19 protein-coding genes are annotated in these 22,358 nt (G+C 45.8%); 12 read left to right on the plus strand and 7 right to left on the minus strand.

Going from position 1 to position 22,358, the window contains the following annotated elements:
* A partial coding sequence (locus tag RIB93_RS22240) for an REP-associated tyrosine transposase (protein WP_446375713.1) occupies positions 1 to 460 on the plus strand: 460 nt, incomplete at its 5' end.
* Positions 461 to 622: 162 nt separating this feature from the next.
* On the opposite strand, the gene RIB93_RS22245 is transcribed toward RIB93_RS22240, so the two are convergent.
* From RIB93_RS22245 to RIB93_RS22260, 4 genes are all read right to left on the minus strand, one after another.
* Positions 623 to 1,579, minus strand: a complete 957-nt coding sequence (locus tag RIB93_RS22245; protein WP_446375715.1) for a polyprenyl synthetase family protein — start codon at positions 1,577 to 1,579, stop codon at positions 623 to 625.
* Between the two features lie 66 nt (positions 1,580 to 1,645).
* A complete protein-coding gene (locus RIB93_RS22250) occupies positions 1,646 to 2,758 on the minus strand; it encodes a WG repeat-containing protein (RefSeq protein WP_446375717.1) in 1,113 nt (370 codons plus the stop codon).
* A gap of 2 nt (positions 2,759 to 2,760) precedes the next feature.
* Positions 2,761 to 3,837, minus strand: coding sequence for an eCIS core domain-containing protein (locus tag RIB93_RS22255; RefSeq protein WP_446375719.1), 1,077 nt, complete (start codon positions 3,835 to 3,837; stop codon positions 2,761 to 2,763).
* A gap of 15 nt (positions 3,838 to 3,852) precedes the next feature.
* Positions 3,853 to 4,608 (minus strand): hypothetical protein, encoded by a 756-nt coding sequence (locus RIB93_RS22260; protein ID WP_446375721.1) that lies wholly within the window; start codon positions 4,606 to 4,608, stop codon positions 3,853 to 3,855.
* Between RIB93_RS22260 and RIB93_RS22265 the strand changes: the two genes are divergently transcribed.
* From RIB93_RS22265 to RIB93_RS22275, 3 genes are all read left to right on the plus strand, one after another.
* The gene (locus RIB93_RS22265) at positions 4,607 to 4,750 is read left to right on the plus strand and encodes a hypothetical protein (protein ID WP_446375723.1); all 144 of its coding nucleotides are present in this window, start codon (positions 4,607 to 4,609) and stop codon (positions 4,748 to 4,750) included. The two genes, RIB93_RS22260 and RIB93_RS22265, sit on opposite strands and share 2 nt — an antisense overlap.
* A gap of 184 nt (positions 4,751 to 4,934) precedes the next feature.
* Positions 4,935 to 5,129 carry a hypothetical protein gene (locus RIB93_RS22270; protein ID WP_446375725.1) on the plus strand — a complete coding sequence of 65 codons (195 nt, stop codon included), beginning with the start codon at positions 4,935 to 4,937 and terminating at the stop codon, positions 5,127 to 5,129.
* An 88-nt stretch (positions 5,130 to 5,217) separates the two neighbouring features.
* On the plus strand, positions 5,218 to 7,329 hold the full coding sequence (locus RIB93_RS22275) for an ATP-binding protein (RefSeq protein ID WP_446375727.1): 2,112 nt from the start codon (positions 5,218 to 5,220) through the stop codon (positions 7,327 to 7,329).
* 536 nt (positions 7,330 to 7,865) lie between these two features.
* Here the strand turns inward: RIB93_RS22275 and RIB93_RS22280 are convergent.
* Both RIB93_RS22280 and RIB93_RS22285 read right to left on the minus strand, forming a co-directional pair.
* Positions 7,866 to 12,731: a WD40 domain-containing protein gene (locus RIB93_RS22280; RefSeq protein ID WP_446375729.1), complete on the minus strand. Its 4,866-nt coding sequence runs from the start codon at positions 12,729 to 12,731 to the stop codon at positions 7,866 to 7,868.
* A 490-nt stretch (positions 12,732 to 13,221) separates the two neighbouring features.
* Positions 13,222 to 14,550: a P-loop NTPase fold protein gene (locus RIB93_RS22285; protein WP_446375731.1), complete on the minus strand. Its 1,329-nt coding sequence runs from the start codon at positions 14,548 to 14,550 to the stop codon at positions 13,222 to 13,224.
* A gap of 126 nt (positions 14,551 to 14,676) precedes the next feature.
* Here RIB93_RS22285 and RIB93_RS22290 point away from each other — a divergent pair, with 126 nt between their 5' ends.
* From RIB93_RS22290 to RIB93_RS22310, 5 genes are all read left to right on the plus strand, one after another.
* Entirely contained in the window at positions 14,677 to 14,811 is a 135-nt protein-coding gene (locus tag RIB93_RS22290; protein WP_446375733.1) for a hypothetical protein, read from the plus strand.
* A gap of 115 nt (positions 14,812 to 14,926) precedes the next feature.
* Positions 14,927 to 15,751 (plus strand): cell division protein FtsQ/DivIB, encoded by an 825-nt coding sequence (locus RIB93_RS22295; protein WP_446375735.1) that lies wholly within the window; start codon positions 14,927 to 14,929, stop codon positions 15,749 to 15,751.
* 190 nt (positions 15,752 to 15,941) lie between these two features.
* Entirely contained in the window at positions 15,942 to 17,210 is a 1,269-nt protein-coding gene (gene ftsZ, locus RIB93_RS22300; protein WP_446375737.1) for a cell division protein FtsZ, read from the plus strand.
* 149 nt (positions 17,211 to 17,359) lie between these two features.
* A complete protein-coding gene (gene thiD, locus RIB93_RS22305; protein WP_446375739.1) occupies positions 17,360 to 18,160 on the plus strand; it encodes a bifunctional hydroxymethylpyrimidine kinase/phosphomethylpyrimidine kinase in 801 nt (266 codons plus the stop codon).
* A gap of 436 nt (positions 18,161 to 18,596) precedes the next feature.
* Entirely contained in the window at positions 18,597 to 19,205 is a 609-nt protein-coding gene (locus RIB93_RS22310; protein ID WP_446375741.1) for a hypothetical protein, read from the plus strand.
* Between the two features lie 74 nt (positions 19,206 to 19,279).
* Here the strand turns inward: RIB93_RS22310 and RIB93_RS22315 are convergent, their stop codons facing one another.
* Positions 19,280 to 19,684, minus strand: coding sequence for an NIL domain-containing protein (locus RIB93_RS22315; protein ID WP_446375743.1), 405 nt, complete (start codon positions 19,682 to 19,684; stop codon positions 19,280 to 19,282).
* 70 nt (positions 19,685 to 19,754) lie between these two features.
* Here RIB93_RS22315 and RIB93_RS22320 point away from each other — a divergent pair, with 70 nt between their 5' ends.
* From RIB93_RS22320 to RIB93_RS22330, 3 genes are all read left to right on the plus strand, one after another.
* Positions 19,755 to 20,354 carry a thioredoxin family protein gene (locus RIB93_RS22320; protein ID WP_446375745.1) on the plus strand — a complete coding sequence of 200 codons (600 nt, stop codon included), beginning with the start codon at positions 19,755 to 19,757 and terminating at the stop codon, positions 20,352 to 20,354.
* Positions 20,355 to 20,548: 194 nt separating this feature from the next.
* Entirely contained in the window at positions 20,549 to 20,842 is a 294-nt protein-coding gene (locus tag RIB93_RS22325; protein ID WP_044211150.1) for a hypothetical protein, read from the plus strand.
* 925 nt (positions 20,843 to 21,767) lie between these two features.
* On the plus strand, positions 21,768 to 22,283 hold the full coding sequence (locus tag RIB93_RS22330; RefSeq protein ID WP_446375747.1) for a hypothetical protein: 516 nt from the start codon (positions 21,768 to 21,770) through the stop codon (positions 22,281 to 22,283).
* Positions 22,284 to 22,358: the final 75 nt, after the last annotated feature.

A 22,358-nucleotide genomic window follows, 5' to 3' on the forward strand; every position in this document is an offset into this window, starting at 1 on the left:
GATCGCGAAAATGCGTCAAGAAAAACCCTTTGACATCACCGCCGCCGTTGTTTTACCGGATCATCTTCATTTTATCTGGACGTTACCACCCAATGATTCTGATTATTCTCAGCGTGTGTCTCGATTGAAGGTGTTATTTACACGCTCTTTACGGGAAAAATCGGCATTTTCTGTCGAGATTTCTGCTTCTCGCCGTAAGCACCGAGAAAGTGATGTTTGGCAACGTCGGTTTTGGGAACATACGATTCGTGACGAGGATGATTTAAACAAGCATTTAGATTATATTCACTATAATCCGGTTAAGCATGGTTTGGTGACTTGTCCCCATTTGTGGACATATTCCAGTTTTGACAAATGGGTGAAAGCAGGTCGGTATCAAGTAGATTGGGGGTGTTGTTGTGGTGGGAATTTACCACAAGTTCCGGATTTTCGAGATTTAGAAGATAAAGTAGGCGAGTAGGGTGGGCAAATGGATATAATTTCTGGTGAAATTGTTAAATTAACGTAATGGGTCCCACCCTACCAGATCGGGCGATCACACTTGGAAAACCCAGAGCAGGTTAGTGGTGATCCAGAGTTATCCGGTTTCAGGTTGCTGATGGCAAAGATTTGGTGATTTGGGTTAAGTCTTGTAACCTTCTGGTTTTTCCAGTAATAAATCAATATCTCCAAACATCCCAGTTATATAGGATTCCAGAACTTCTCTTCCTTCAGCATTGGGACAAATTTTTATAGCTTCTAAGGCTTGTTCCCGTTCTTTTAAAGCTGCCCATATCAAGAAGCTTTTCGTGTCAATTTTGTCTAATATTTCTTTGATTCGTTCTGCATGAGTAGCGATTTCATTGTCTGTCACTAGGGACAATAGCTCATCTCGTTCTGAGTGATGAGATTCCAACCCATAGAGCAAAGGGAGAGTAATTTTTCCCTGCTTTAAGTCAGTTATACCATCAGGTTGCCAAATGGATTCCATGTCGTTAAGAATTTGTAGAGCAAGCCCCAGATGATGACCAAAAACACCACAAGATTGAATCAGTTCAGGGTTATCTGTTCCCACCATAGCACCAGTAGCACAAGCTGTAGCCACAAAGCCAGCACTTTTCATTTCTACGGTTAACCAATAGTCTTCAACAGTTCGAGTAGTTCCAACTAGCTCTCTATCCTGACCTACTGATATACGAAAAAAGGCATCAATATAGGACTGATTAATTTTGTGAAATATTTTGGGTTCAAGAGATGCTTTGCTCAGGATTTCAAAGGAAAGAATATGAATAGCTGAAGCATAATTCCAAGCTCTAGTGGCGCCGACCTCCTTCCATAGCTGTCCATCTCGATCTTGATCTTCCAAATCATCCAAAATGCGTAGGCATAGACCCAGAGCTAGAAGTGCAGCACAAACATGAATAGCCTCTTTGGCTTCTCCATCAACAGCTTGACAGGAAGCTAATGGTAATATCGCCTCTGGAATCATTGGTTCTTCAAACAATTTGGCTAGTACCACCTTCAATTCTGTCCAAAAATTGGGAATTGAGTTTTGAAAAACCTCTCTAATTTCTGGATATAATGATTTTAAAGAATCCATGTCAATTTACTCAAAATTTACGACCAATTGAGGCTGTGATGGAGCCCTCAACTATTGCATAATTCGTCAGTTTGTGGGATTCCAGACATACTTTCCCTTTTTGTCAATATAGCCTTGCTTTTCACCAATCTTTACCCATGCCAGCCCTTCGATGAAGATACTAGCCCAATCAAACTGGGGTTCTATAACTATCTGCCCAGTTTTGTTGATATAGCCCCACTTATCCTCAATCTTTACTGCTGCCAACCCTTCAGAGAAATTAATAGGTCGCTCCTTAAACTGTGGATCAATAACCATTTTCCCAGTTTTGTCAATATAGCCCCATTTGACATTAGTCATGTTTGGTGGTTTGCTCTCAGCAGAGATCATACCAGTTGCGACGACTGCAAGTCCTTCAGAAAAGTCATAACCTTCATCAAATTGGGGTTCAATAACTATCCGACCAGTTGTATCAATGTAGCCTACTTTGTCTCCAACTCTGACAGCAGCTAATCCTTCAGAGAATTCCCTAACCAAATTTGAAGATGGATTGATTACTATCTGCCCAATTTTGTTGATATAGCTTACTCGCCTATCGAGTCTCACCAATGCTAGCCCTTTAGAAAACTCCCTAGCCTCATTAAACTGAGGCTTGATGACTATTTGCCCCGTCTTATTGATATAGCCCATTTTGCCATCAATATCTACAGCAGCTAATCCTTCAGAGAACCTATATGTTAAATCGAACTGGGGAGGAATAACTAATTTACCCGTCTTATTGATATAGCCCATCTTGCCATCAATATCTACAGCAGCTAATCCTTCGTAAAAGCTATAAGCAGAATCAAAATCAGATTCAATAACAATTTGTCCAGTTTTATCGATATAACTCCACTTATCACCTATTCTGACGGTTGCTAGTTCTTCAGAGAACTGACCAGTTTCATCAAATTTGGGCTTGATAAGAATTTGCCCCGTAGAATTAATATAACCCCACTTACCATTCTGACTGATAGGAAACAGTTGGGAAGGCTCTGAGATTGGCATTTGTGAATGGTTTGATACCTGCATTGCCTGTGGAGAAGTACTCAATATGATTGTCGGACGTTGAGTGCTACAAGATAGCAAACCTAAAATAGCCTGGCATAAAAGCAAAAAAATGATTCGGTTCACCATAAAATTTTTGATATAAAACATCATTATTAGTGGTTGATTCTTTTAATTGTTCCTATATGTTGGGTGCCGCTCCGTTTGTTAATTAGATGTTTGTAAATAGATGGCCAACTGTTATCTGTAACACTTACGCATCCCCAAGAAACGTCTCCACGGTGTAAATACTCATCTCCTTGGGGTCCACCTTCAATTCTAAACCACGTTTTGGCATAATTTCCGTAATTATCACCCCCAGCATGAGGGTGATCAGGAAGCCGAAGAGGATATTCTCTATCAAGGGCTATTTTAGGAGCACTCGGATCGTTGGGATTAGTATCTATTGTTGCTCTGGCAGTGCCACCACCATAATCTAATATCCCAGTTTTTTCATTAAAAGTTACCGCTACGGCTCCTTCCCAATTTGTCAAACCAAGGTATCCTGGTTTCAGGCTTGCTTTTGTTCCCTCCCAGGGTCCTTCCAAAATAGTAAAATAATCTCGTTCCCCTTTTTGTTCTTGATATTCAACTTTCAATTCATCAGGAAAACTCCGCTGATTATTTCCTATTAGTCCAACCACCCAACCCTCTGTATTTCCAGAAGAGACACCCAGTATTTCCCCCTTCTTAAAAGTTGTTTGGGGAGTACATCCAGAGATACACCTTCTCAGGGTGTGGGAGTTATCTTTTTTCTGAATATCTACAGCCTTTGGTTCCTCCAAAACCTGTTGCTGAGAAGCTACAATTTTATCAGCCGAATTTTCCCGTTGAAACTGAAGAATCTCCTTGCGGTAAACCGAGGAATCATGACCAGTAGTTCCTCCCAAGGATTGCAGATGGCTCAATACATCACTCTTAGGTGCTATCCCTTCCAGAATCGGTACTTCTTTTAAATTGATTGCCGGTTTCTGAGGTTTCTGATTCTGCCGCTGCACAACACCTATTTGCTGCACCACATGAGTCAACTCATGCGCCGTCAACTCATTATTCCCTGGCTCTTTCCCCGCCCCAAAATACACATCACTCCCATGAGTAAACGCCTGAGCGCCCAACTCCTGATTCATCTGCACCGCTTCACCACCCGTATGCACCCGCACTCCACTAAAATCAGCCCCAAAGCGCGGTTCCATAAACCCTCTCACGCCCTACGATAACGGAGAACCCCCACCCTTAGACGCATTCAAACGACTCTCTAAATCCCCAGATGCTTGATTTCCATCTATTTGATGCGCCCGTTGTATCATCTGGCGCATTTGCACACGCGGATCAATTTGCCTCTGCACCACAGGTGTAATTGACTGCGCTCGTTTCCATATCTGATGGGGGTGATGGGGATGATTGGTGTCCAACTGACGCTGAACTGACGCTGAACTATCAGGAGGCGCTGACATTGACATTACCTGAGACGCTACTCGGTCAGCTTCTTGCTCGTAAGCATCTCCTGGCGCTCCTACCGTCAACTTGGTTTGAATGCCAATTTCCTCTAAATCTTTCCCGGCTTCTCCCGACTGTTCCTTCTCTTGGTTGGCACAATCAGCACATTGGCGTTGAATCGGGTTCTGTGATACTGGGGCAAAAGCACCTTTTAATTTGGAAGCAGGGCTTTGTGGTAAGGGTGGGGGTGGCTCAAACGTTGGTGCCCAGGGTGATTCAGATTTACGCTGTAGGGTTGACTCTTCGGCTTGCTCCTGTTCCTTGGCTTGGATTCCTCGCATCACATTCGCGGCGAGTCTATCGGCTGATGCTCTGGAATACTCCCCGATTTCTTGGGATGGGGCAGATGATGGGTTTGACTTAGGTTGAATCGAAGAATGTCCCATTTTACCGGGACTCTTACCCTTTTTCTGTACTGGGGTTGGAGTCCAGGACGAATTTTTCTTTTGTACGGGTTTATACTCCATGATGCCGCCTCAGTTGCCCGATAATGTTTGGAGCCGATTCCCTCAAGAATTCTGGGTGATTCTTCGAGAAGCCAATGCCTGTCCATTCCCAGAAAACGCTGGACAGCAGCTTGACCTAAGATATCTTGAGATTGTTGGCTAAATCATAAACTATTTTGTCTAAACCGAATTAAACCAGAAATATGTTTTAACATAAGAGCCAGAAAACGGGAGCAAGGGGAGAGACTGTTAAGTTTGGCGGTAAGCGTTAGCGTAGCCATGCCCGAAGGGCTATAGCTATCCCGGAGGGAATCGCTCTTCCCAACCCACTTGAGCATTAAGCTGTTATGCATTTAAATTGGGTATTAGTAGCGAGCAAGATGCTTGATGTAGCGAGCAAGATGCTTGATGTAGCGAGCAAGATGCTTGATGTAGCGAGCAAGATGCTTGATGTAGCGAGCAAGATGCTTGATGTAGCGAGCAAGATGCTTGATGTAGCGAGCAAGATGCTCGCACTACGGCAAGGATTGCGCCATTATTGATATTAAGGTTTAAATGCCGAACAGTTTACCCCCTTTCACGCTCCAAACAGACGATAAATTTTAACACCATTAAAACATATAAACCTATATGAATATTTACACACCCATCACCTGGTATCAAGCCAACTTTGACTATCTCCAGATAGCCGTTAATCAAGTTCGTCAGGTTTTGGAAGATTACCTCGCTTACCAGCAAAATCAGCCCAACTTAGCCAAATTGGAAACAACGTTATCCCCAGATGCCGCAGCCGTTCTCGACTATGCACCACCAGCCTTAGATAAACTCTGCGCTTTATTTCACCTCTCCCAATTTGATCGCTATATTCTCTTATTATGCGTTGGTATGGAGTTGGATAATGAGTTTGAAGTCTTATGTGCCAAAATTAACGGCAATCCTAAACAAAATTATCCCACGTTGAATTTAGCCTTATCTACGTTTCACCAGTCTGATCTGAGCATTCTTTCCTCCCAATCTCCCTTACACCAGTGGGAACTGATTGAAAGGGTGGAAGGATTATTCTTTACTCAATCACCTCTACGCATTAATCAGCGGATTCTCTGTTATCTGTTGAGTGAACCTTGCATCGATAAAGACTTGGCAGGTATCCTTTTACCTGTACCGCCTTCATCTTCCACTCCTCTGCCCCCTTCGTATCAACAAATCGCTGACCAAATTATCGCCACTTGGTCTACACCACTGGCAAATTTTGACGATCCCGTTGTTCAGTTATGTGGTTCAGATATAGGGGCAAAGCAATCCATTGCTACTGTCGCCTGTAGCGCAGTAGGCTGGAATATGCAGATGATATCAGCCTCTGTTATTCCCTTTAATCCCAATGAACTGTATCAGTTGATGCAACGCTGTTTACGGGAAACTTTATTAAACCACAGTTTCTTGTTCCTGAATGCTGATGAAATGACTCAAGGTGATCCTCGGCGAGAATGGGCAATTGCCGAGTTTGTTGAACAATTAAAAGTGCCATTAATTTTCAGCACCCAGGAACGACAACCGCAACATCAACGCCCGATGATTACCTTAGAGGTGGGTCAACTGAGTCATGCTGAACAACGGGATATCTGGAAGTCCCATCTCGGTTCACTAACAACAGAACTGAATGGACAACTTGATACCATTGTTTCCCAATTTAATCTAGATGCGGCGACAATTCAAGCTGCCTGTTTATCGCTGAATAGTAGTGACTATACGCCTACACCACCGGATAAACAACAGGAAGACAAACAAACCGATAAAGAACCAGCCAAAACATCATCATCCTCAACCCGTCGTCGCTCATCAAAAACTCAAAAGACTCAACCTAAAATAGAAAATCCCTTATCTCCCGTGCAAACTCATTTATGGGATTTCTGTAAGACTCAAGCACGTCCCCGTTTAGATGATTTGGCGCAACGGATTGATGCTGTCGCGACTTGGGAGGAGTTGATTCTACCCGAACGAGAAAAAGCTACATTACATGAAATTTCGACTCATGTGCGACAACGAGCAAAGGTTTATCATGAGTGGGGATTCGCGGGAAAAGGAGGACGCGGTTTAGGGATTAGCGCTCTTTTTTCCGGACCCAGTGGAACCGGAAAAACTATGGCGGCGGACGTATTGGCAAAGGAGTTACGCCTTGACCTTTATCGGATTGATTTGAGTGCAGTGGTGAGTAAATATATTGGGGAAACGGAGAAAAATCTGCGGCGAATCTTTGATGCAGCGGAAACAAGTGGGGCAATTTTATTGTTTGATGAAGCGGATGCTTTGTTTGGTAAACGAACACAAGTTAAAGATTCTCATGACCGCCATGCGAATGTGGAAGTCAGTTACTTATTACAACGGATGGAAGCGTATCAAGGATTAGCGATTTTGACCACAAATCTGCTCGACGCCTTAGATCAAGCCTTTATGCGTCGGATTAATTTTTCGGTGAAGTTTCCCTTTCCCAACGCCCCAGAGCGAACCGAAATTTGGCAGCGCATTTTCCCCCAAGAGACGCCAACAAAGAAGTTAGATATGCAAAAGTTAGGCAAACTGAATATGGCAGGGGGAAATATTCGTAATATTGCTTTAAATGCGGCGTTTATCGCGGCAGATGCGGGTGAACCTGTGATGATGAAACATCTTTTACAAGCGACGAAAAGCGAATCTCTTAAGTTGGGGAAAATTTTAACGGATTCCGAAATTAGGGGCTGGGTTTAAAACTTAAGCCCTCAACTAAAGTTGGGGCTAAAAGCTTAAACCCGTTGAAACGGGTTCCAAGGCTTCCCTAGTAAGCTCGATTCTTACTTTAGGGTTTGCTTCAGGGAGTCTTGTGGTGAGGGTAGGGAACTTCTTAACAGGGAACAGGGAACAGTTTCATCTCCCTGTCTCAGGCAAATTCTGCTTACACATCCTCGAAAAATGCCAGGATTTCCAGCCCTATTCAGAAATATAGCAATAGACACATCGATTAGGACGTTCGGCACCATTGTAGAGACGTTGCATGCAACGTCTCTACATAAATTATGTGTCCTAACAGCCATGGCGGTTGCTATAACCTTTCCACAAAATCCGCCCTTGGTCAAAACCGGGGATGCTGGGTAGAATAAGTTACCCTTTTTAAGGAGCGCATCAATTTCGATTACTGGACTGTTTGAGTGAGCCAGTAATACCGTTTCTGACGTTATCCCCAGATGCTTCAGCTATGCTCAAATGCACAGTTTTTAACGATACATTATGACATTAGCTACGCGAAATTAGCTGTTTCCTTTTTCACGGGCAATGGGTTGGCAAAGCTCACGGTTACTCTGTTTAACATCGGGATTATGATTGAGATAATCTTGCAGCCAATTGCAACTTTTTGCTAACAGTTCCTCCAAATCTAAATTCCAAACAATTGCCGTATTATCTTCAGTGCCGACAGCTAATGCCTGACCATCCTGACTCCAATTTACACTGGTGACTCGTCCCTTCTCGGCTTCCCAGGTTTTCACTAAAGTGTCATCTAGTCGCCAGATTTGTACCCGATTATCCCAGCTTGTTGTTGCCAGAATATTTCCCCTAGGACTGAACTCAACCCGCGCCACACTATCAGTAGATCCTTTCAGAGTTGTTTGCAGTTCACCCTGGCGATTCCAGAGTTTTACAGTATTGTCATAACTGGCTGACGCTAATAACTGGGAGTCGGCGGAGAAGCTGACATCTAACACCCAATTACTATGACCTTTCAACGTTTTCACCAATTGTCCCTGACGATTCCATAGTTTGACGGTTTGGTCATCACTAGCTGATGCTAATAACTGACCATCGGGACTAAAAGTTACCCCATTGACGCGAGATTGATGTCCTTTTAAGGTTTTAATCAAAACTCCATCTCGTGTCCAAAGTTTAATCGTTTTATCTCGACTGGCGGAGACAAGGGTTTGCGAATCAGGACTAAAACTGACATCCAACACCCAATCCTGATGACTGCTCAATACCTTAATAAACTCTCCCTCTTGATTCCACAGCCGAATCGTACCATCTCGACTGGCTGAAGCAAGGCGTTCCCCGTCAGGACTAAAGCTAACACTATAAATTCGTTCCGTATGTCCGGTTAAGGTGTGCAATAGCTGACCAAAACGATCCCAAATTTTGACGGTTTTATCGTTACTCGCTGTAGCTATTCGTTCTCCATTGGCAGAAAAGGTCACATCTCGCACATCATCGTCATGCCCGCGTAAAATGAGCTGAGACTGTTGACGCAGTTCCCAAACTTTGATGGTTTTATCATAACTGGCAGAAGCGAGGACGACGGGGGTTGCTAATGCGTCTGCGGTTTCTTTTGCTTGTTTTGTGGGACTAAAACTGACAGCGGTTACTCTATCGCTGTGTCCTTTAAAGGTTTTCAGTAGTTTGCCATCACGATTCCACAGTCTTACCGTATTATCGGCACTGGCGGCGGCAATTAACTGACTGTCAGCGCTGAAGGTTACGTTCAATACCCAGTGTTCCGGTTGGGAGAGGGTTTTAATGAGTTGACCCTGAGTATCCCACAGTTTCACGGTGCGATCATCGCTAGCTGAGGCAATGAATTGACCATCGGGACTAAACGCCACACTGTTAACCTTACCCTGATGTCCGGTGAGAGTTTTCCATAATTGACCGTCTTTTGTCCATAGTTTGATGGTTTGATCGCTTCCGGCTGACGCTAACATCTCACCATTGGGACTAAAGCTAACCCACTGCGCTGCTTTTTTATGGGCTGAAAGGGTATGAATTAACTCGCCATCGACTCGCCACAGTCGCACTGTACCATCTGCACCTGTGGAGGCTAGGTGTTCACCGTCGGGACTAAAGCTAACGCTATAAACATAACCTTCATGCCCGGTCAACATGCGGACAAGGGTGCCATCCCGACGCCACAGCTTAACTGTACCATCCCAACTACTGGATGCAATTAGCTGACTATCTGGACTAAAGGAAACACTGGTAATGCTATCTTGATGCCCTTGCAGAGTAGTGACTAATGTACCATCAGGACGCCACAATTTTACCGTGCGATCGCGGCTGGCTGAGGCAATCAGTTCTCCATCGGGGGAAAAGCTGACATCCCAGACAATATCACTATGTCCTTCTAATCGATTTCGCTCGGTTACGGAGTCTATGGCTTGGGAAAGAGCAGCAATCACTTGCAGGTGAGTATCGGGTTTAACCCCTGCGCCACCCTGCTTAAGCTGTCTCGCGCCTCGGAGCGCTTCCAGCAGCGCATCAAATTCCTTTCCGGAGGCAAATAGGGCTTCTGAGGAGGCACTAATCGCCGCTAGTTGGGCATTAAACGTTAAAGTCGCGGCGCGTCGGCGTTGCACCTCAGCCCGCCATCCTAACCCCCCAGCCGTCACCGCCAGCACTGCCATTGCTGTACCGACTGCGATCGCCCGGAGTCGCTGTTTGCGAACTCGTAACAGTTCCATCTGACTATGCTTCAGCCGTGTCACCAGTGTCTGCTTGCGGCGTTTTTTGTAATGGTGACGGATGGGGGCAACTAAGTAATCATGAACCAGTTGATATTGATCCTCGGGTTCGTCAGGTAAGCGAAATAACAACCCTGAGCCAACTAAAATCTCCAGAATTAGGGAAAGTGAGGATGGCGATTTGACAACGGATGGTGTATGTCCCATATCTAAGTCTTTTGTCCCCGATTCCAACTCAGTTTGAGTTTTCAAAGGACGAGTCCCTCGGTCATCTGTCAGGGAAAATAAGACTTGCCAAACTGTCTCTTGATTCTCAGAACCACAATCAGCAATAGCATTCAACAGCCAGCGTTCAACTAAAGTGGCTTTCGGATTCGTGCCTAAGGCTTGGTATTGCGCCAGAGTGGTAATTTTTTCCGTTTGCAGTTGCATACCCACCACCTGTAATTCAATCAGGCGCACGCTTTCGGTAGGTGAGGCTAAATCCTTAACTAGGGCATCAATTAGGGCGTCGTCTAACTTAAACTGAGAACCTGAAGCCAGAGTGGAAATGACATTTTTCGCTTCCCCTGGGGACAGATCCCCCAAGTGATAACGAAGTTGTCGATCCAGAATATTGTTGTTAATCGCACTCAAATTGGTATAGCGTTCGCATTCAAGCAGGTAATGTAGGTAATCTTCCCGTAGGGATAAAATCACTTTGACAAAGGGCAGATTCAGGCAATGTTCCAAAAATTCATAGAACTGGCGTCGCTGTTCTAATTCCGTACAGACGAAAAAAAATTCTTCAAACTGATCGAAAATTAGCACGATCAGGATATTGCCATCAGCCGCCTGCTGTAATTGATTCACACAGGTTGCCAGTTGGTTCAGGGGTTGGGGATCTAACGCCGTATCTGATGAGGGATTAGGGGTACAGTCTAAGGCATGGCTGAGTTGTCGAGAAAACTCTCCTCGCCAATCGCTGTAGACTTTCTGCACCACGGGGATCACCTCTCTCGCGCTAATCGTGCGACTCGCTAAGGCAGGGACTAATCCAGCGTGAATCAAAGAACTTTTACCCACCCCTGATGAGCCATGAATCACCGTTAGTTTGTGATCATTGCGGCTGAGGCGTTCCAAGAGTCGATTCACATCCGGCAATCGCCCAGCCGCTGCTATTTCCAGGGGCGATAATTGGTGATCCTGTCGCCCAGAGAGTAAGGGTGCTGCACCCAGAAAGGTAAAAAAGCCATACTGTTGTTCGAGGGAGCGCTGTTTTTGCTTGAGTTCAAAGGCTCGTAGGTATTTCTGGTGATCGAAGTAGAGCGATCGCAGTTCTTGGAGAATGTCCAGATAAAGCTGGGGAGACTGATGAGGCGCGTTTGGGAGTAACCCCTCTACTCTTAACGCCGCCTCTAAATCCGCGATCGCTGCTGCCGATTGCCCCAGTTGACGCTGGGCTTTGGCACGGATCAGTAAGTACCATCCCTGATGCTGAGGCTGACATAATTGGGACTGATCCAAAATATCTAACGCTGTTTGGGCGAAGACTTTGGCATCCTCCCAGTGGGATTCTTCTAATGCCACCGCCGCCAAAAAACCATAAGCTTGGGGTAATTGAGCTGCGTTGTCTTGGGTTTGAGACTGCGCCAACGACTGAAGTGCCAGCGCTTGTAAATCTGCCCAATTTTGCAGGTTTTGCAGGACTTCACCCAGTTGAATGGTTAAGTGGGCAACCCAATCCAAGCGTCCCGCCGTCGTAAAGGCGTCAATCCCTGCTTGCCAAAATTCTCTAGCTTTCTCCCAACTTCTATACTTGTGACTTGGGTGTAATTGAGCTTGACGACAATAACACCAACCCAGATGGCACTGTAAGATGCCAATCCGTTCTAATAATTGCTGATCAGTGCCATCGGAGACAGCACAGGTAATCTGTTGCCAAACATCTAGACTCCGTTGATACTGTTCCAGAGCCACCTCAATCAAGTCATGTTTAAAGGCATCTCTGGCTAAAATAAACTGCCATGTCGCATAGTGGGCAGGTTCTAGACTCACACCACGCCCCTGCAAATCCCGTAATGCGGATTCGAGTTCTTGACGACGCTGACATCCCGGCGACAGCTTGAGCGCTTCGTTGGACAAAAATTCACCGACACTTTTCTCTAAAAGCGTGGTAAACAGTTCCTCAGTTGTGTGTTGCCATAAGTCCAACAACTCGACGGTTGCCAGTTCAAATTTAATCGACGTTGCCGCCCAACTCTTAAAATCAGGAGCAAATCGGGCTAATTTGTGGAGTAGTTCATCAGTGACCCATAAAACGATAGGAAAGCTAAAACTTTTCGGAAATTCGTCGCGTACCTGATTGGTAGAGATTAAGACTGGATCAATTGCCGTGACGGATTCTAGACCAAATACGAGCAAGGCAGATACATCCTCTTTCGCGATCGCGTCTAGGATAACGGTATATAAGGTTTGACTGGATTCTTGCAGCACCAACTGTTTCAAGGCAATTCCTGTCAGCCCTTGGAGTTGCTGCCACATCGGTTGTTTGCAGCACTCATAGTTGCAGCGGACTAAAATCAGGGCAAATTGTCCTTCCGACAGGGTGATTGCCCGCGCGAGGGTAGATAGTGAACGCTCATTGGCTAAGACTATTTCTTCGGCTCTCTCTCTCTTTTTCTCCTTCATTCCTATCAAAATCTGACTACTCCTAGGTGGCTATCGTCGAGTAAGCTAGTGTTAATAAGGGACTTTAAATACAAAGGCTAAAAAACAGAAAACCAACCAATAAGACCTCTATTGGCTTCGGCGGATGGATCTGCTTTTTTGATGACAGATCTTTTATTAAAGCGTATCTTTGATAAGATAAAAGCTATTTACTAAGAAATTCAACCCACTTCTAAAATCACAACTTAGACCCAGACAATTTAACAAGTTTCAATAGAATTAAGCAGTGAGATCAACTGATAAAAATCGTGACAAAATTTTATAGTAAATGTGACCCAGATCACTGATTTGTCCTTCGTCATTTGTCAGGCAATAGGCAATAGGGTAATGGGCTATAGAAATTTTGTCTCCCATCTTCCCCAGCTCCCCCAGCTCCCCCGGCTCCCCCAGCTCCCCCAGCTTCCCCAGCTCCCCCAGCTCCCCCGGCTCCCCCAGCTTCCCCAGCTCCCCATCAAGCACTCACATCAGCAACCGATTTAAACCGAGCAGTCTCGGCTAAAGCTGGGTTTACTCCAAACCAACGACCCAAGTCATCGCGGTATTCATAGACAAACATACTGCGTAACAGAGTTTGATATTCTTTTTCGCCGCGAATGGACTGCTGCTGAACCACCTGAAAGAGTAACTGCCATTCTGCATCCTCAACCGCTAACGCCAGATCGTCTCGGTATCCCTTAATCACACTCTCTAAGCATTCGCGAGAAAAGGGTGGATCTTCTTGTTGCAGGCAATTATATAGCAGTCCCAACAAGTTGCGAATGTGACCCCCACTAATCCGACAGATGCGATCCAGGGTTTCGGGACTGTCAAAAACCTCTGGGATTAAATTTAAGCGCTCTTCTGGAGGAACTTTGGGAAACGCACGGGCTAAAACCAGTTGTCGGAGTAATGCCATTCCTTGAGAAAATTCACGACCATCTCGATACCAGATCGGTACCATAGGCAATACTTTGGGAGCCACACCCCCGCCCAAGCGATTCTTCAGGGTTTCGTACTCGTTAGAGAACATCAGCGCTAAGGGGACAGTATAAACCAGATGACAGCGTAAACGTCGCAATTGAGAGCCGCGATCGATAAACAGGTACTCAGGCTGCGATCGCCCCGCATGAACCGGTCGGGGATCAACTCGATCCAAATTGTCGATAATGACAACTAACCCTTGTTTACCTCGTTGTTTGAGCTTTTTAATCGCCGGTTCAATGATTTCAGTATTAATCGCCTGCAGAATTCCTTGAGTACGAGGCTCTAGGTGTTGTCTGAGCTGTTCGCGCAATTGAGGACTATCTTTGGTTTTGGCAGTGACTTTGGCAATACCGACGGACAGTTCAGCCGCTACATCCACATCGATAGGCGTCTGTAAAAAATCATTAATCTCGTTGAAGAGTTTGTTAAAGTACCGGGGTTGGAGACGAATCCCGATCGCTTCGAGATTTTCACTCACCGACCGAGCGATACTGAGTAAAATATCGCTAATATCAACATCTGCCATGTCCAAGTCTTGAGATGACTCAAAATAGACAACATGAAATTGTTCCGCCTCTAACTGAGCCTTCAAGCGAAACAATTCTGTAGACTTACCACAGCCAATATGTCCCGTAAAAAGCTGACAGGTAGGTTCATCCGGCGAAAGTCGTGCGATCGTGCGTCCTAAGGCTTCGATAATTTTGCCGCCCCGCACAGACGAAAAATTAATATAGTACTGACGATCCTCTGGATTGCCCATCACTAGAGTTCTAGCTGGGTTACAAGCTTTGAAAAAAGTAGGTAGATGCAGTTTCATAAAGCAAGACTCTTGAGTCACCTGATTCAAGTAGAGCGTAAATCATTGACCGAACCCTTATACGTAGGGGTAATACCCCCTTTAGGGTTGAATGGCTTGGATTTGATCCCTCAGGTAGAGTAGAGGATGAGTGAGATAAGGGAGATGGGGAAGGTGAGGAAGATGGGGAAGGTGAGGAAGATGGGGAAGGTGAGGAAGATGGGGAAGGTGAGGAAGATGAGGGAGATGGGGAAGATGGGGGAGATAAGGGAGATTATGTAGGGGCGGGTTTCACTACTATCTTTTCGGTTACACCCAGATGTAACTCGCGCCCGCCCCGACTGTACGTAGCTTCTCAAGGGAGCGAGTATGACGAATGACAAATGACAAATGACGAATGACGAATAACATTGCATCAGTTTCCCAAGCCCAAATCAGTAATCGGCGACAACAGCTAAAACGTGCCCGCCGAGTTAAATTTTTTCAGGCGCTGTGGCGATCGCTTATGGTAGGCGGTATGGCTAGCGGTTTGATTTGGGCGATTACCTTACCCGATTGGGTAATTCGCCAACCGGAACAAATTGACATTGAGGGCAATCAGTTTCTCTCAACTCAGGCGATTCGATCGCTGCTCCCCTTATCCTATCCTCAATCACTCTGGCGAGTGGAACCCCAAGCGATCGCAGAGTCTCTCGAAGATGCTGCACCCATTGCTGAAGCCACAGTCACCCGTCAACTTATGCCTCCGGGGTTGATCATTCAAGTCCAAGAACGCCAACCTGTTGCGATCGCCCAGGGGCAAACTCAGACAACCTCAGAACCGGGCTTTTTGGATGAACGAGGCGTCTGGATGCCCCAGAGTAGCTATCGTTCTCTCAAAGCCAATGTCGAGTTACCCACGCTGCAAGTGCGGGGTCAGAATGAACACTATCGTCCATACTGGTCGCAAGTGTATCCGGTTGTCCATCACTCTCCCGTCAAAATCCTGGAGATTGATTGGCGCAACCCAGCCAATTTAATCTTGAAAACCGAATTAGGAAATGTGCATCTAGGATCGGATAGTTCCCAATTGGCGGAACAACTGGCAGTTTTGGATCGCATGAGACAATTACCCACTCAGCTTCAACCTAGTCAAATCGCCTATATTGATCTCAAAAACCCAGACCGTCCCGTGATTCAGATGAAGACGGCAAGTGAAACCCCTAAACCGGATCATGACTAACCATGGCGGTAAGAGTGCTATAAAAGAAAATTCAGCTATGCCCATTTGAGTAAATCTTGAGGAGACTACCCTTCAAGAGTATTTACAACAAACCGGGGTGTTCGTTGGTTTTTCAATCGACTTACCCTATAGTTGACTCAGATTGTTACATATAACTGATAAAGTTGATTATCAACCCTGACCTATTCCAATGACGCTTAATAGTAAACTAGGGCTTGTCCATCAAAGCTCTCCGATAACGCTGAATACCGATCTTTCAGTTGGAGCGGAGAATACCCATCCCTTCAGCAACTCTGGGTTGCAGTTTAGTCAACCCCATGATTATGATTCCAAAGGGATTCCCAGGGAAGACGCGAGGAGCGACAACATTTTGCCAGGTAGTGTTGCCAGAATTAAAGTTGTTGGTGTTGGTGGTGGAGGCGGCAACGCTGTCAACCGGATGATTGCCAGTGAAGTGGCTGGGATCGAGTTTTGGTCAATTAATACCGATTCTCAAGCCCTTTCCCAAAACTCCGCCGCCAAACGCTTACAGGTGGGTCAAAAGTTGACACGGGGACTCGGTGCGGGGGGAAATCCCGCCATTGGTCAAAAAGCAGCAGAAGAATCTCGCGATGAAATTGCCCAAGCCTTAGCCGAGTCCGATTTGGTTTTCATTACAGCCGGGATGGGCGGCGGTACAGGAACGGGTGCAGCACCGATTGTGGCAGAAATCGCCAAAGAAATGGGCGCGTTAACGGTGGGCGTAGTCACTCGTCCGTTTACCTTTGAAGGACGCCGCCGCACGTCTCAAGCGGAGGAAGGGATTGCCGCACTGCAAAGTCGCGTCGATACTCTAATCGTGATTCCCAATAATAAGCTGTTGTCGGTGATTTCTGAACAAACACCGGTTCAAGATGCGTTTAGAGTTGCCGATGATATCCTGCGTCAAGGTGTACAAGGGATTTCAGATATTATCACCGTTCCAGGGTTAGTGAATGTCGATTTTGCTGATGTGCGAGCTGTTATGGCAGACGCGGGTTCAGCGTTAATGGGAATTGGTGTAGGTTCCGGTAAATCCCGTGCTAGAGAAGCGGCGGTGGCGGCGATTTCCTCGCCCCTGCTGGAGTCGTCGGTGGAAGGCGCTAGAGGGGTAGTTTTTAATATTACCGGGGGTGGTGATCTGACGCTACACGAAGTTAATGCGGCGGCGGAAACAATTTACGAGGTGGTTGATCCCAACGCTAATATTATTTTTGGTGCTGTGATTGATGACAGGCTTCAAGGTGAAATTAGAATTACGGTGATTGCCACGGGATTTAGTGGTGAAGCGCCACCGCCCCCACCTGTAAATGAAGTTCCCCGTTATACACGACCGATCACACCGAGACCTAATCCGCCAAACCCTGCACCAGAACCGAAAACCCGACCGGGGTTAGATATTCCCGAATTTTTGCAACGGCGTCGTTTTCCCAGAAGCTAGTAGGAGAAAAGAGCCGGGGGAGCTGGGGAAGCCGGGGAAGCCGGGGGAGCCATGTAGAGACGTAGCATGCTACGTCTGGGAGCTGAGGGAGATGAGGAGTTAACTCAAAATGCTTGTTGTTAACTGTTAATTGTTAACTGACGAAACTGATGCGAGTACCAGTAGCGCTGACAATAGCCGGATCAGATAGCGGCGGTGGGGCAGGAATACAGGCAGATTTGAAAACCTATGCCTTCCACCGGGTTCATGGTGCGAGTGTCCTGACTTGTGTCACCGCCCAGAATACTCAAGGGGTCAACCGCGTTGATGCTTTGCCAGTCGCCGCCGTTGTTGCTCAAATTGAGGCAGTGGTGCGCGATATGGGGACTCAGGCGACCAAAACGGGTATGTTACTCAACGCCGAGATTATTAATGCTGTGGTGTCTCAGGTTAAGAGTTTCCAGCTTGACCCCCTGGTGGTTGATCCGGTGATGGTATCCCGCACAGGAGACCAACTGATTGATGATCAGGCGGTAACGTCTTTGCGAGAAGGTTTGATTCCTCTGGCAACGATAGTGACACCCAATCGTTATGAAGCTCAATTACTCAGTGGTTTAGAGATTCATACCCTTGATGATATGCGATCGGCTGCTCAACGCATTTATCAACTGGGAGCAAACACTGTTTTAGTTAAGGGCGGTGCGATGAAGGGTGATTTATGTGGGGTCGATATCTGGTTTGATGGTTCTCAGTTCTACACCCTGAAAACGACGTTGATCGAAACCAAGAATAATCACGGCACAGGCTGTACACTCAGTAGTGCGATCGCGGCGAATTTGGCGATGGGCAAAAACCCACTCACCGCCGTGCAGAAGGCAAAGGAGTATGTGACAACAGCACTCCAATACGCCCTCGATATTGGTCAAGGATATGGACCTGTGGGGCATTTTTTCCCATTATTGCCCTCTTGATGACCGGAAATGGCAAAACCATGAAGTTAATGTTAAACAGCATAGGCTTCTTTCCTAAAGAGGCGAATAGTGTAAGATAGGCGTCGTATAATTAATGCCACAGTTTTCAACAACCCCACGCTACTAACGTGGAGCGTGGGGATTGCCAGGGACAGGACTGGTGACGTAAGAGTTGAATAGACTAACGAAGCCCCCAACTGATACACACTTCCAGATGCTTCCCCAGTCTGGACAAACTGTAAGTCTACTTGTCATAGACACTTTAAGAGAGGACATTTTGTTGGTGGTGGTCGAGGGGACTTTGTACTTTGTGCTGAAACCTTGATCAGTCAATCTTTTCCCTTCTACCTTCTGCCTTTTGCTATAACTCTACCTAGATCGTTATCGATCTTGCCCCTGCTAATCCCATAAACAAACTATCCAGTCGCGAATTAAGATGTATTCTAATTCCCCAATTAATCCTTCTATGCAAAATCCGCCAACCGACCGTTATACCCCGTCAACCCCTGTTAATAATTATTGCCCTTCCGTGCCAATCTCTGTATACCGGGAACTGGCGGCTGAGTTACAAGCAGCCCAAGCGATGTTGGATTCCCTCAATGGTCAAAATAAGCAGTTGGTCAAACAAAACCAAAAACTGCGCCAAGAAGTGGAAAAAGTGCTGCAATCGAGCCAACATCTCCAGCAGGTAGTGGATTCATTGACACCCGTCACCGGGGTAGAAATGCCTCGACGCCAATCGATTCCCTCAGAATCCCATCCCATGCCGTCAATCCCTAAATCACCTAAATCACCTAAATCAGCTCCCTCTAGGGTAGGGGTTGAGGTTCCCCTTCCTCATCCCCGGTTAGACCCCCTTTCCTCGCCTTACAGAGAAAGTTTCGTCATTGAACAGGAAGACTCTCGTTCCCGGCGTACATCCGCCTCTGAGAGTCACAGAGAGGTCAATGGTTGGTTTTTAGTCTTAGCCATCGTGTTGATTGTACTCAGTGCCTTTGGTGCAGGTTTTCTGATTGTACGACCCTTATTAAATAACAATCGTTAATTGTCCAATGACAAATGACAAATGACGAATGACGTAGCTTGCTTCTCAAGGGAGCGAGTATGACGAATGACTAATTAAAGATTCGTAGAAATAGCCTGAACCGGACAAGTGGGGATACACTGCTCACAGACAATACAACGCGATCGCGTAAAGTTGAGTCGAAAGTCATCGGGATTGAGGGTTAAGGCTTGGGTGGGACACACACCCGTACACAATCCACAATCGACACAACTTGTTTCGTCAATCAAGATTTCCCGGTCAATCAGGGATACATTGACATCGTGCGATCGCATCCACTCAATGGCAGCATCAAGCTGATCGATATCTCCTGAGAGTTCCACCACAAGTTTGCCAATTTGATTGGGGGCAACTTGAGCGCGGATAATATTGGCGGCGACATTGAAATCCTTTGCCAGTCGGTATGTTACTGGCATTTGGACTGTGCGTTTTGGAAAGGTGAGGGTTAGCCGTTTTTTCATGGTCTTGTTAGTCTATGGACAGCATCGTTTTGATGAAACTTGACAAGTTGTAACTTAAATTGCGTTAAACATGACCGCGAATTCCCCAGACTCCGGCTCTCCATCTCCCCAGACACCTAAAGCAAGTCTCAGCTCTCGGCTGAGAAATTTTATAATTGCCCTAGTCGCCATCATTCTCGGCGTTGCTCTATTCTTAGGATTACAAACACAGACGGGTTCGGCTTCTCTCGATGCCCAAGCTGAGGAATCCACGCCCCTAGAAGTTGCCATGAGTAATGGCAAGCCAACCTTAATGGAGTTCTATGCTAACTGGTGTACTACTTGTCAAGCCATGGCGCAAGACTTGGGGGAATTGAAACAACAGTACACCGACTCGGTTAATTTTGTGATGCTGAATGTGGATAACAGCAAGTGGTTACCCGAAATTCTCAACTATCGAGTCGATGGTATCCCCCATTTTGTGTTTTTAGACGCCCAAGGCGAAGCCATTGCCCAAACGATTGGGGAACAACCTCGCCCAGTTTTAGAGGCGAACATAGAAGCCTTGGTCGCTGACCTACCTTTACCCTATACTCAAGGCGATGGACAAGTCTCTACATTTAAAGCGCCTGTGTCATCGTCAAAGACGTCTCCAGATGATCCTCGGAGTCATGGCAGTCAGGTTAATTAGTCAGCACCGTTTAACGTGAACGGTTAGGATCATCATTTGTCCTTTGCCTTATGTCTTATGTAGGAGTTTGAGGAAAACCCTTGCCAAGAAAAAATCTACCAATAGTAAAGTTTTCGTTACAGAGTTTTGGAGGCAGAGGCTTCACTCTATTATCTTGGAGATGGGAGAGCTATTAGGCTACTAGGAGGATAAGAATGGCAGATCAACACTCCCCAGCCAATTACACCAGCGCAGACTTAGAGAAGGCGGCACTCAGCCGATTTCGTTCTCTTATATCATTTCTACCTAAAAATTGTAAATTATTTCGAGAACTCTGGAACCGTTCCACAGTATTATGCTTAGACTTTGAAAATTGCCCTAACCTTCTTGATCAGGTTATGGGTCAATCTTTTTTACTACTACTCGTCGCCCATTACTTAGGATTAGCGGACTCTGTACTTTTCCGCAGAGGGAAAAAGGTAATGGGATGGATGACTATGATGACCTAGCGCATTCATTCAATCACCCCAGTTAGGCGGTTACGCTGTTGATTAGCAAATCAAGCGTTGTGTCAATAGGTGGCAGGTTAAATCTGTAAAAATAATGTTTTTTTGTAGCCAATGTTACGATTATTGAGTGGCGTTTAATTCCTGTAAGCGGTGGTTTAAATGTTAAGGTAAAGATGTTAAGGTAAAGAGATGCATCGTCCGAAAAGGCTCCTATACAGGAATCTCTGAACCTGTAACAATTGCCATCATGCTACATCTGAGTTTAATGAAGCAGATACTTGATTTATTCCTTCCGTAGTTTTATGACGCTGATACTTTGGTCAATAACTTTACTGATTGCCTTAATAGCCTTCTACCTCAGCATTAAAGTTACTGAAGAAATAGAACGAGTGGCTGCTATACTCACTGCCTTAATCTGCCTAATATTTTGCTTGTTTTTTGCTCCGTTGCCGATAAAAATAGCAATTCTACTCCTTCTCCTCCTTAGTCTCAACTACACAGTTAACTTGATTAGTCGATATATTTCATCTGACTCTGATTAACACAACTCAATCTGGGTTAACTACTCCCTGTTGGAATAGGGAGAACGGAGAAGGCTCCAAGGCTCCAAGGCAGGGGGTAGAGGGTAAGTAGGGGTTGCTTCAGGGAGTCTGGTGGTGGAGGTAGGAAGCTGGGGGAGCTGGGGGAGCTGGGGGAGCTAGGGGAGCCATAGTACATTTTCCCTGATAGCGGTGCAAGGGTGTCAAAGGGTTTAACCCTTTTTCCTTGAACTATTTTGTCCGACTACTTAGAGGAGAGAAGGCAGAGAATAAAAGGGTAATTCTTTCTTACGCTAAAAATCCAAAATTTTCCTGACATTATTACCTGGTACTGTTAATGATAATATTGACGTGACGTAAATTAGGTAAAACGTTCAGGAGAAATCATGAATAAGAAAAATCTGCTTCGCAATATTCTCATCGGTACGGGTGTGGCTGCGGTTGGTGGTATTGGGACGAAAATGGCGGTTGATTATTTACGCAACCGAGACCAAGAAGAAGTGGTTGATGAAAGTCAAGAAGAAGCAGAACCTGCATCTGAAGAAGAAGTTGCTTATGCGACAGTCGCCACGGATTCGGTACAAGGTTTCCTCGATGCTAGCTTTGGTGATGAAGGTCGTTATACGCCCACTCGTCCGCCTAAGGTTTTTGAATATCAGGGACAACAATATATGGTGATTTGGGCTTACGACAATCAGAAAGATAAAAATCAAATGTTGGCGTTTGCTTACACCGATGAAGGGCGGAAAATGATTGCTAGTGTGGGGTATACAGCAGACACAACAGATTATAATGTTAACCTGGAAGATACACCATTCTGTGTTGATGTAAATGGAGAACAAGTTACATCAGGACAAAGTGAAACCTCTGGCGCTGAAGACGTGGACTTTGTTTTAGCTTAAGCTGAATTGAATTGGGTTTAATATTACCCGTTGTGGTAGGATGAGGTGGTTTAAACAGCCACCTTATTTTAATTT

Source organism: Coleofasciculus sp. D1-CHI-01 (genome assembly GCF_040218875.1).
Lineage (GTDB): Bacteria > Cyanobacteriota > Cyanobacteriia > Cyanobacteriales > Coleofasciculaceae > Coleofasciculus.

Bases quoted from the DNA above. Each gene is read 5' to 3' on its own strand.
- RIB93_RS22285 (WP_446375731.1), bottom strand. From the start codon at position 14,550: ATGAAACTGCATCTACCTACTTTTTTCAAAGCTTGTAACCCAGCTAGA.
- RIB93_RS22275 (WP_446375727.1), top strand. From the start codon at position 5,218: ATGAATATTTACACACCCATCACCTGGTATCAAGCCAACTTTGACTAT.
- RIB93_RS22270 (WP_446375725.1), top strand. From the start codon at position 4,935: ATGCATTTAAATTGGGTATTAGTAGCGAGCAAGATGCTTGATGTAGCG.
- ftsZ (WP_446375737.1), top strand. From the start codon at position 15,942: ATGACGCTTAATAGTAAACTAGGGCTTGTCCATCAAAGCTCTCCGATA.
- RIB93_RS22315 (WP_446375743.1), bottom strand. From the start codon at position 19,684: ATGAAAAAACGGCTAACCCTCACCTTTCCAAAACGCACAGTCCAAATG.
- RIB93_RS22255 (WP_446375719.1), bottom strand. From the start codon at position 3,837: ATGGAACCGCGCTTTGGGGCTGATTTTAGTGGAGTGCGGGTGCATACG.
- RIB93_RS22265 (WP_446375723.1), top strand. From the start codon at position 4,607: ATGATGCCGCCTCAGTTGCCCGATAATGTTTGGAGCCGATTCCCTCAA.
- RIB93_RS22245 (WP_446375715.1), bottom strand. From the start codon at position 1,579: ATGGATTCTTTAAAATCATTATATCCAGAAATTAGAGAGGTTTTTCAA.
- RIB93_RS22260 (WP_446375721.1), bottom strand. From the start codon at position 4,608: ATGGAGTATAAACCCGTACAAAAGAAAAATTCGTCCTGGACTCCAACC.
- RIB93_RS22310 (WP_446375741.1), top strand. From the start codon at position 18,597: ATGTATTCTAATTCCCCAATTAATCCTTCTATGCAAAATCCGCCAACC.
- RIB93_RS22295 (WP_446375735.1), top strand. From the start codon at position 14,927: ATGACGAATAACATTGCATCAGTTTCCCAAGCCCAAATCAGTAATCGG.
- RIB93_RS22325 (WP_044211150.1), top strand. From the start codon at position 20,549: ATGGCAGATCAACACTCCCCAGCCAATTACACCAGCGCAGACTTAGAG.
- thiD (WP_446375739.1), top strand. From the start codon at position 17,360: ATGCGAGTACCAGTAGCGCTGACAATAGCCGGATCAGATAGCGGCGGT.
- RIB93_RS22320 (WP_446375745.1), top strand. From the start codon at position 19,755: ATGACCGCGAATTCCCCAGACTCCGGCTCTCCATCTCCCCAGACACCT.
- RIB93_RS22290 (WP_446375733.1), top strand. From the start codon at position 14,677: ATGAGTGAGATAAGGGAGATGGGGAAGGTGAGGAAGATGGGGAAGGTG.
- RIB93_RS22330 (WP_446375747.1), top strand. From the start codon at position 21,768: ATGAATAAGAAAAATCTGCTTCGCAATATTCTCATCGGTACGGGTGTG.
- RIB93_RS22280 (WP_446375729.1), bottom strand. From the start codon at position 12,731: ATGAAGGAGAAAAAGAGAGAGAGAGCCGAAGAAATAGTCTTAGCCAAT.
- RIB93_RS22250 (WP_446375717.1), bottom strand. From the start codon at position 2,758: ATGATGTTTTATATCAAAAATTTTATGGTGAACCGAATCATTTTTTTG.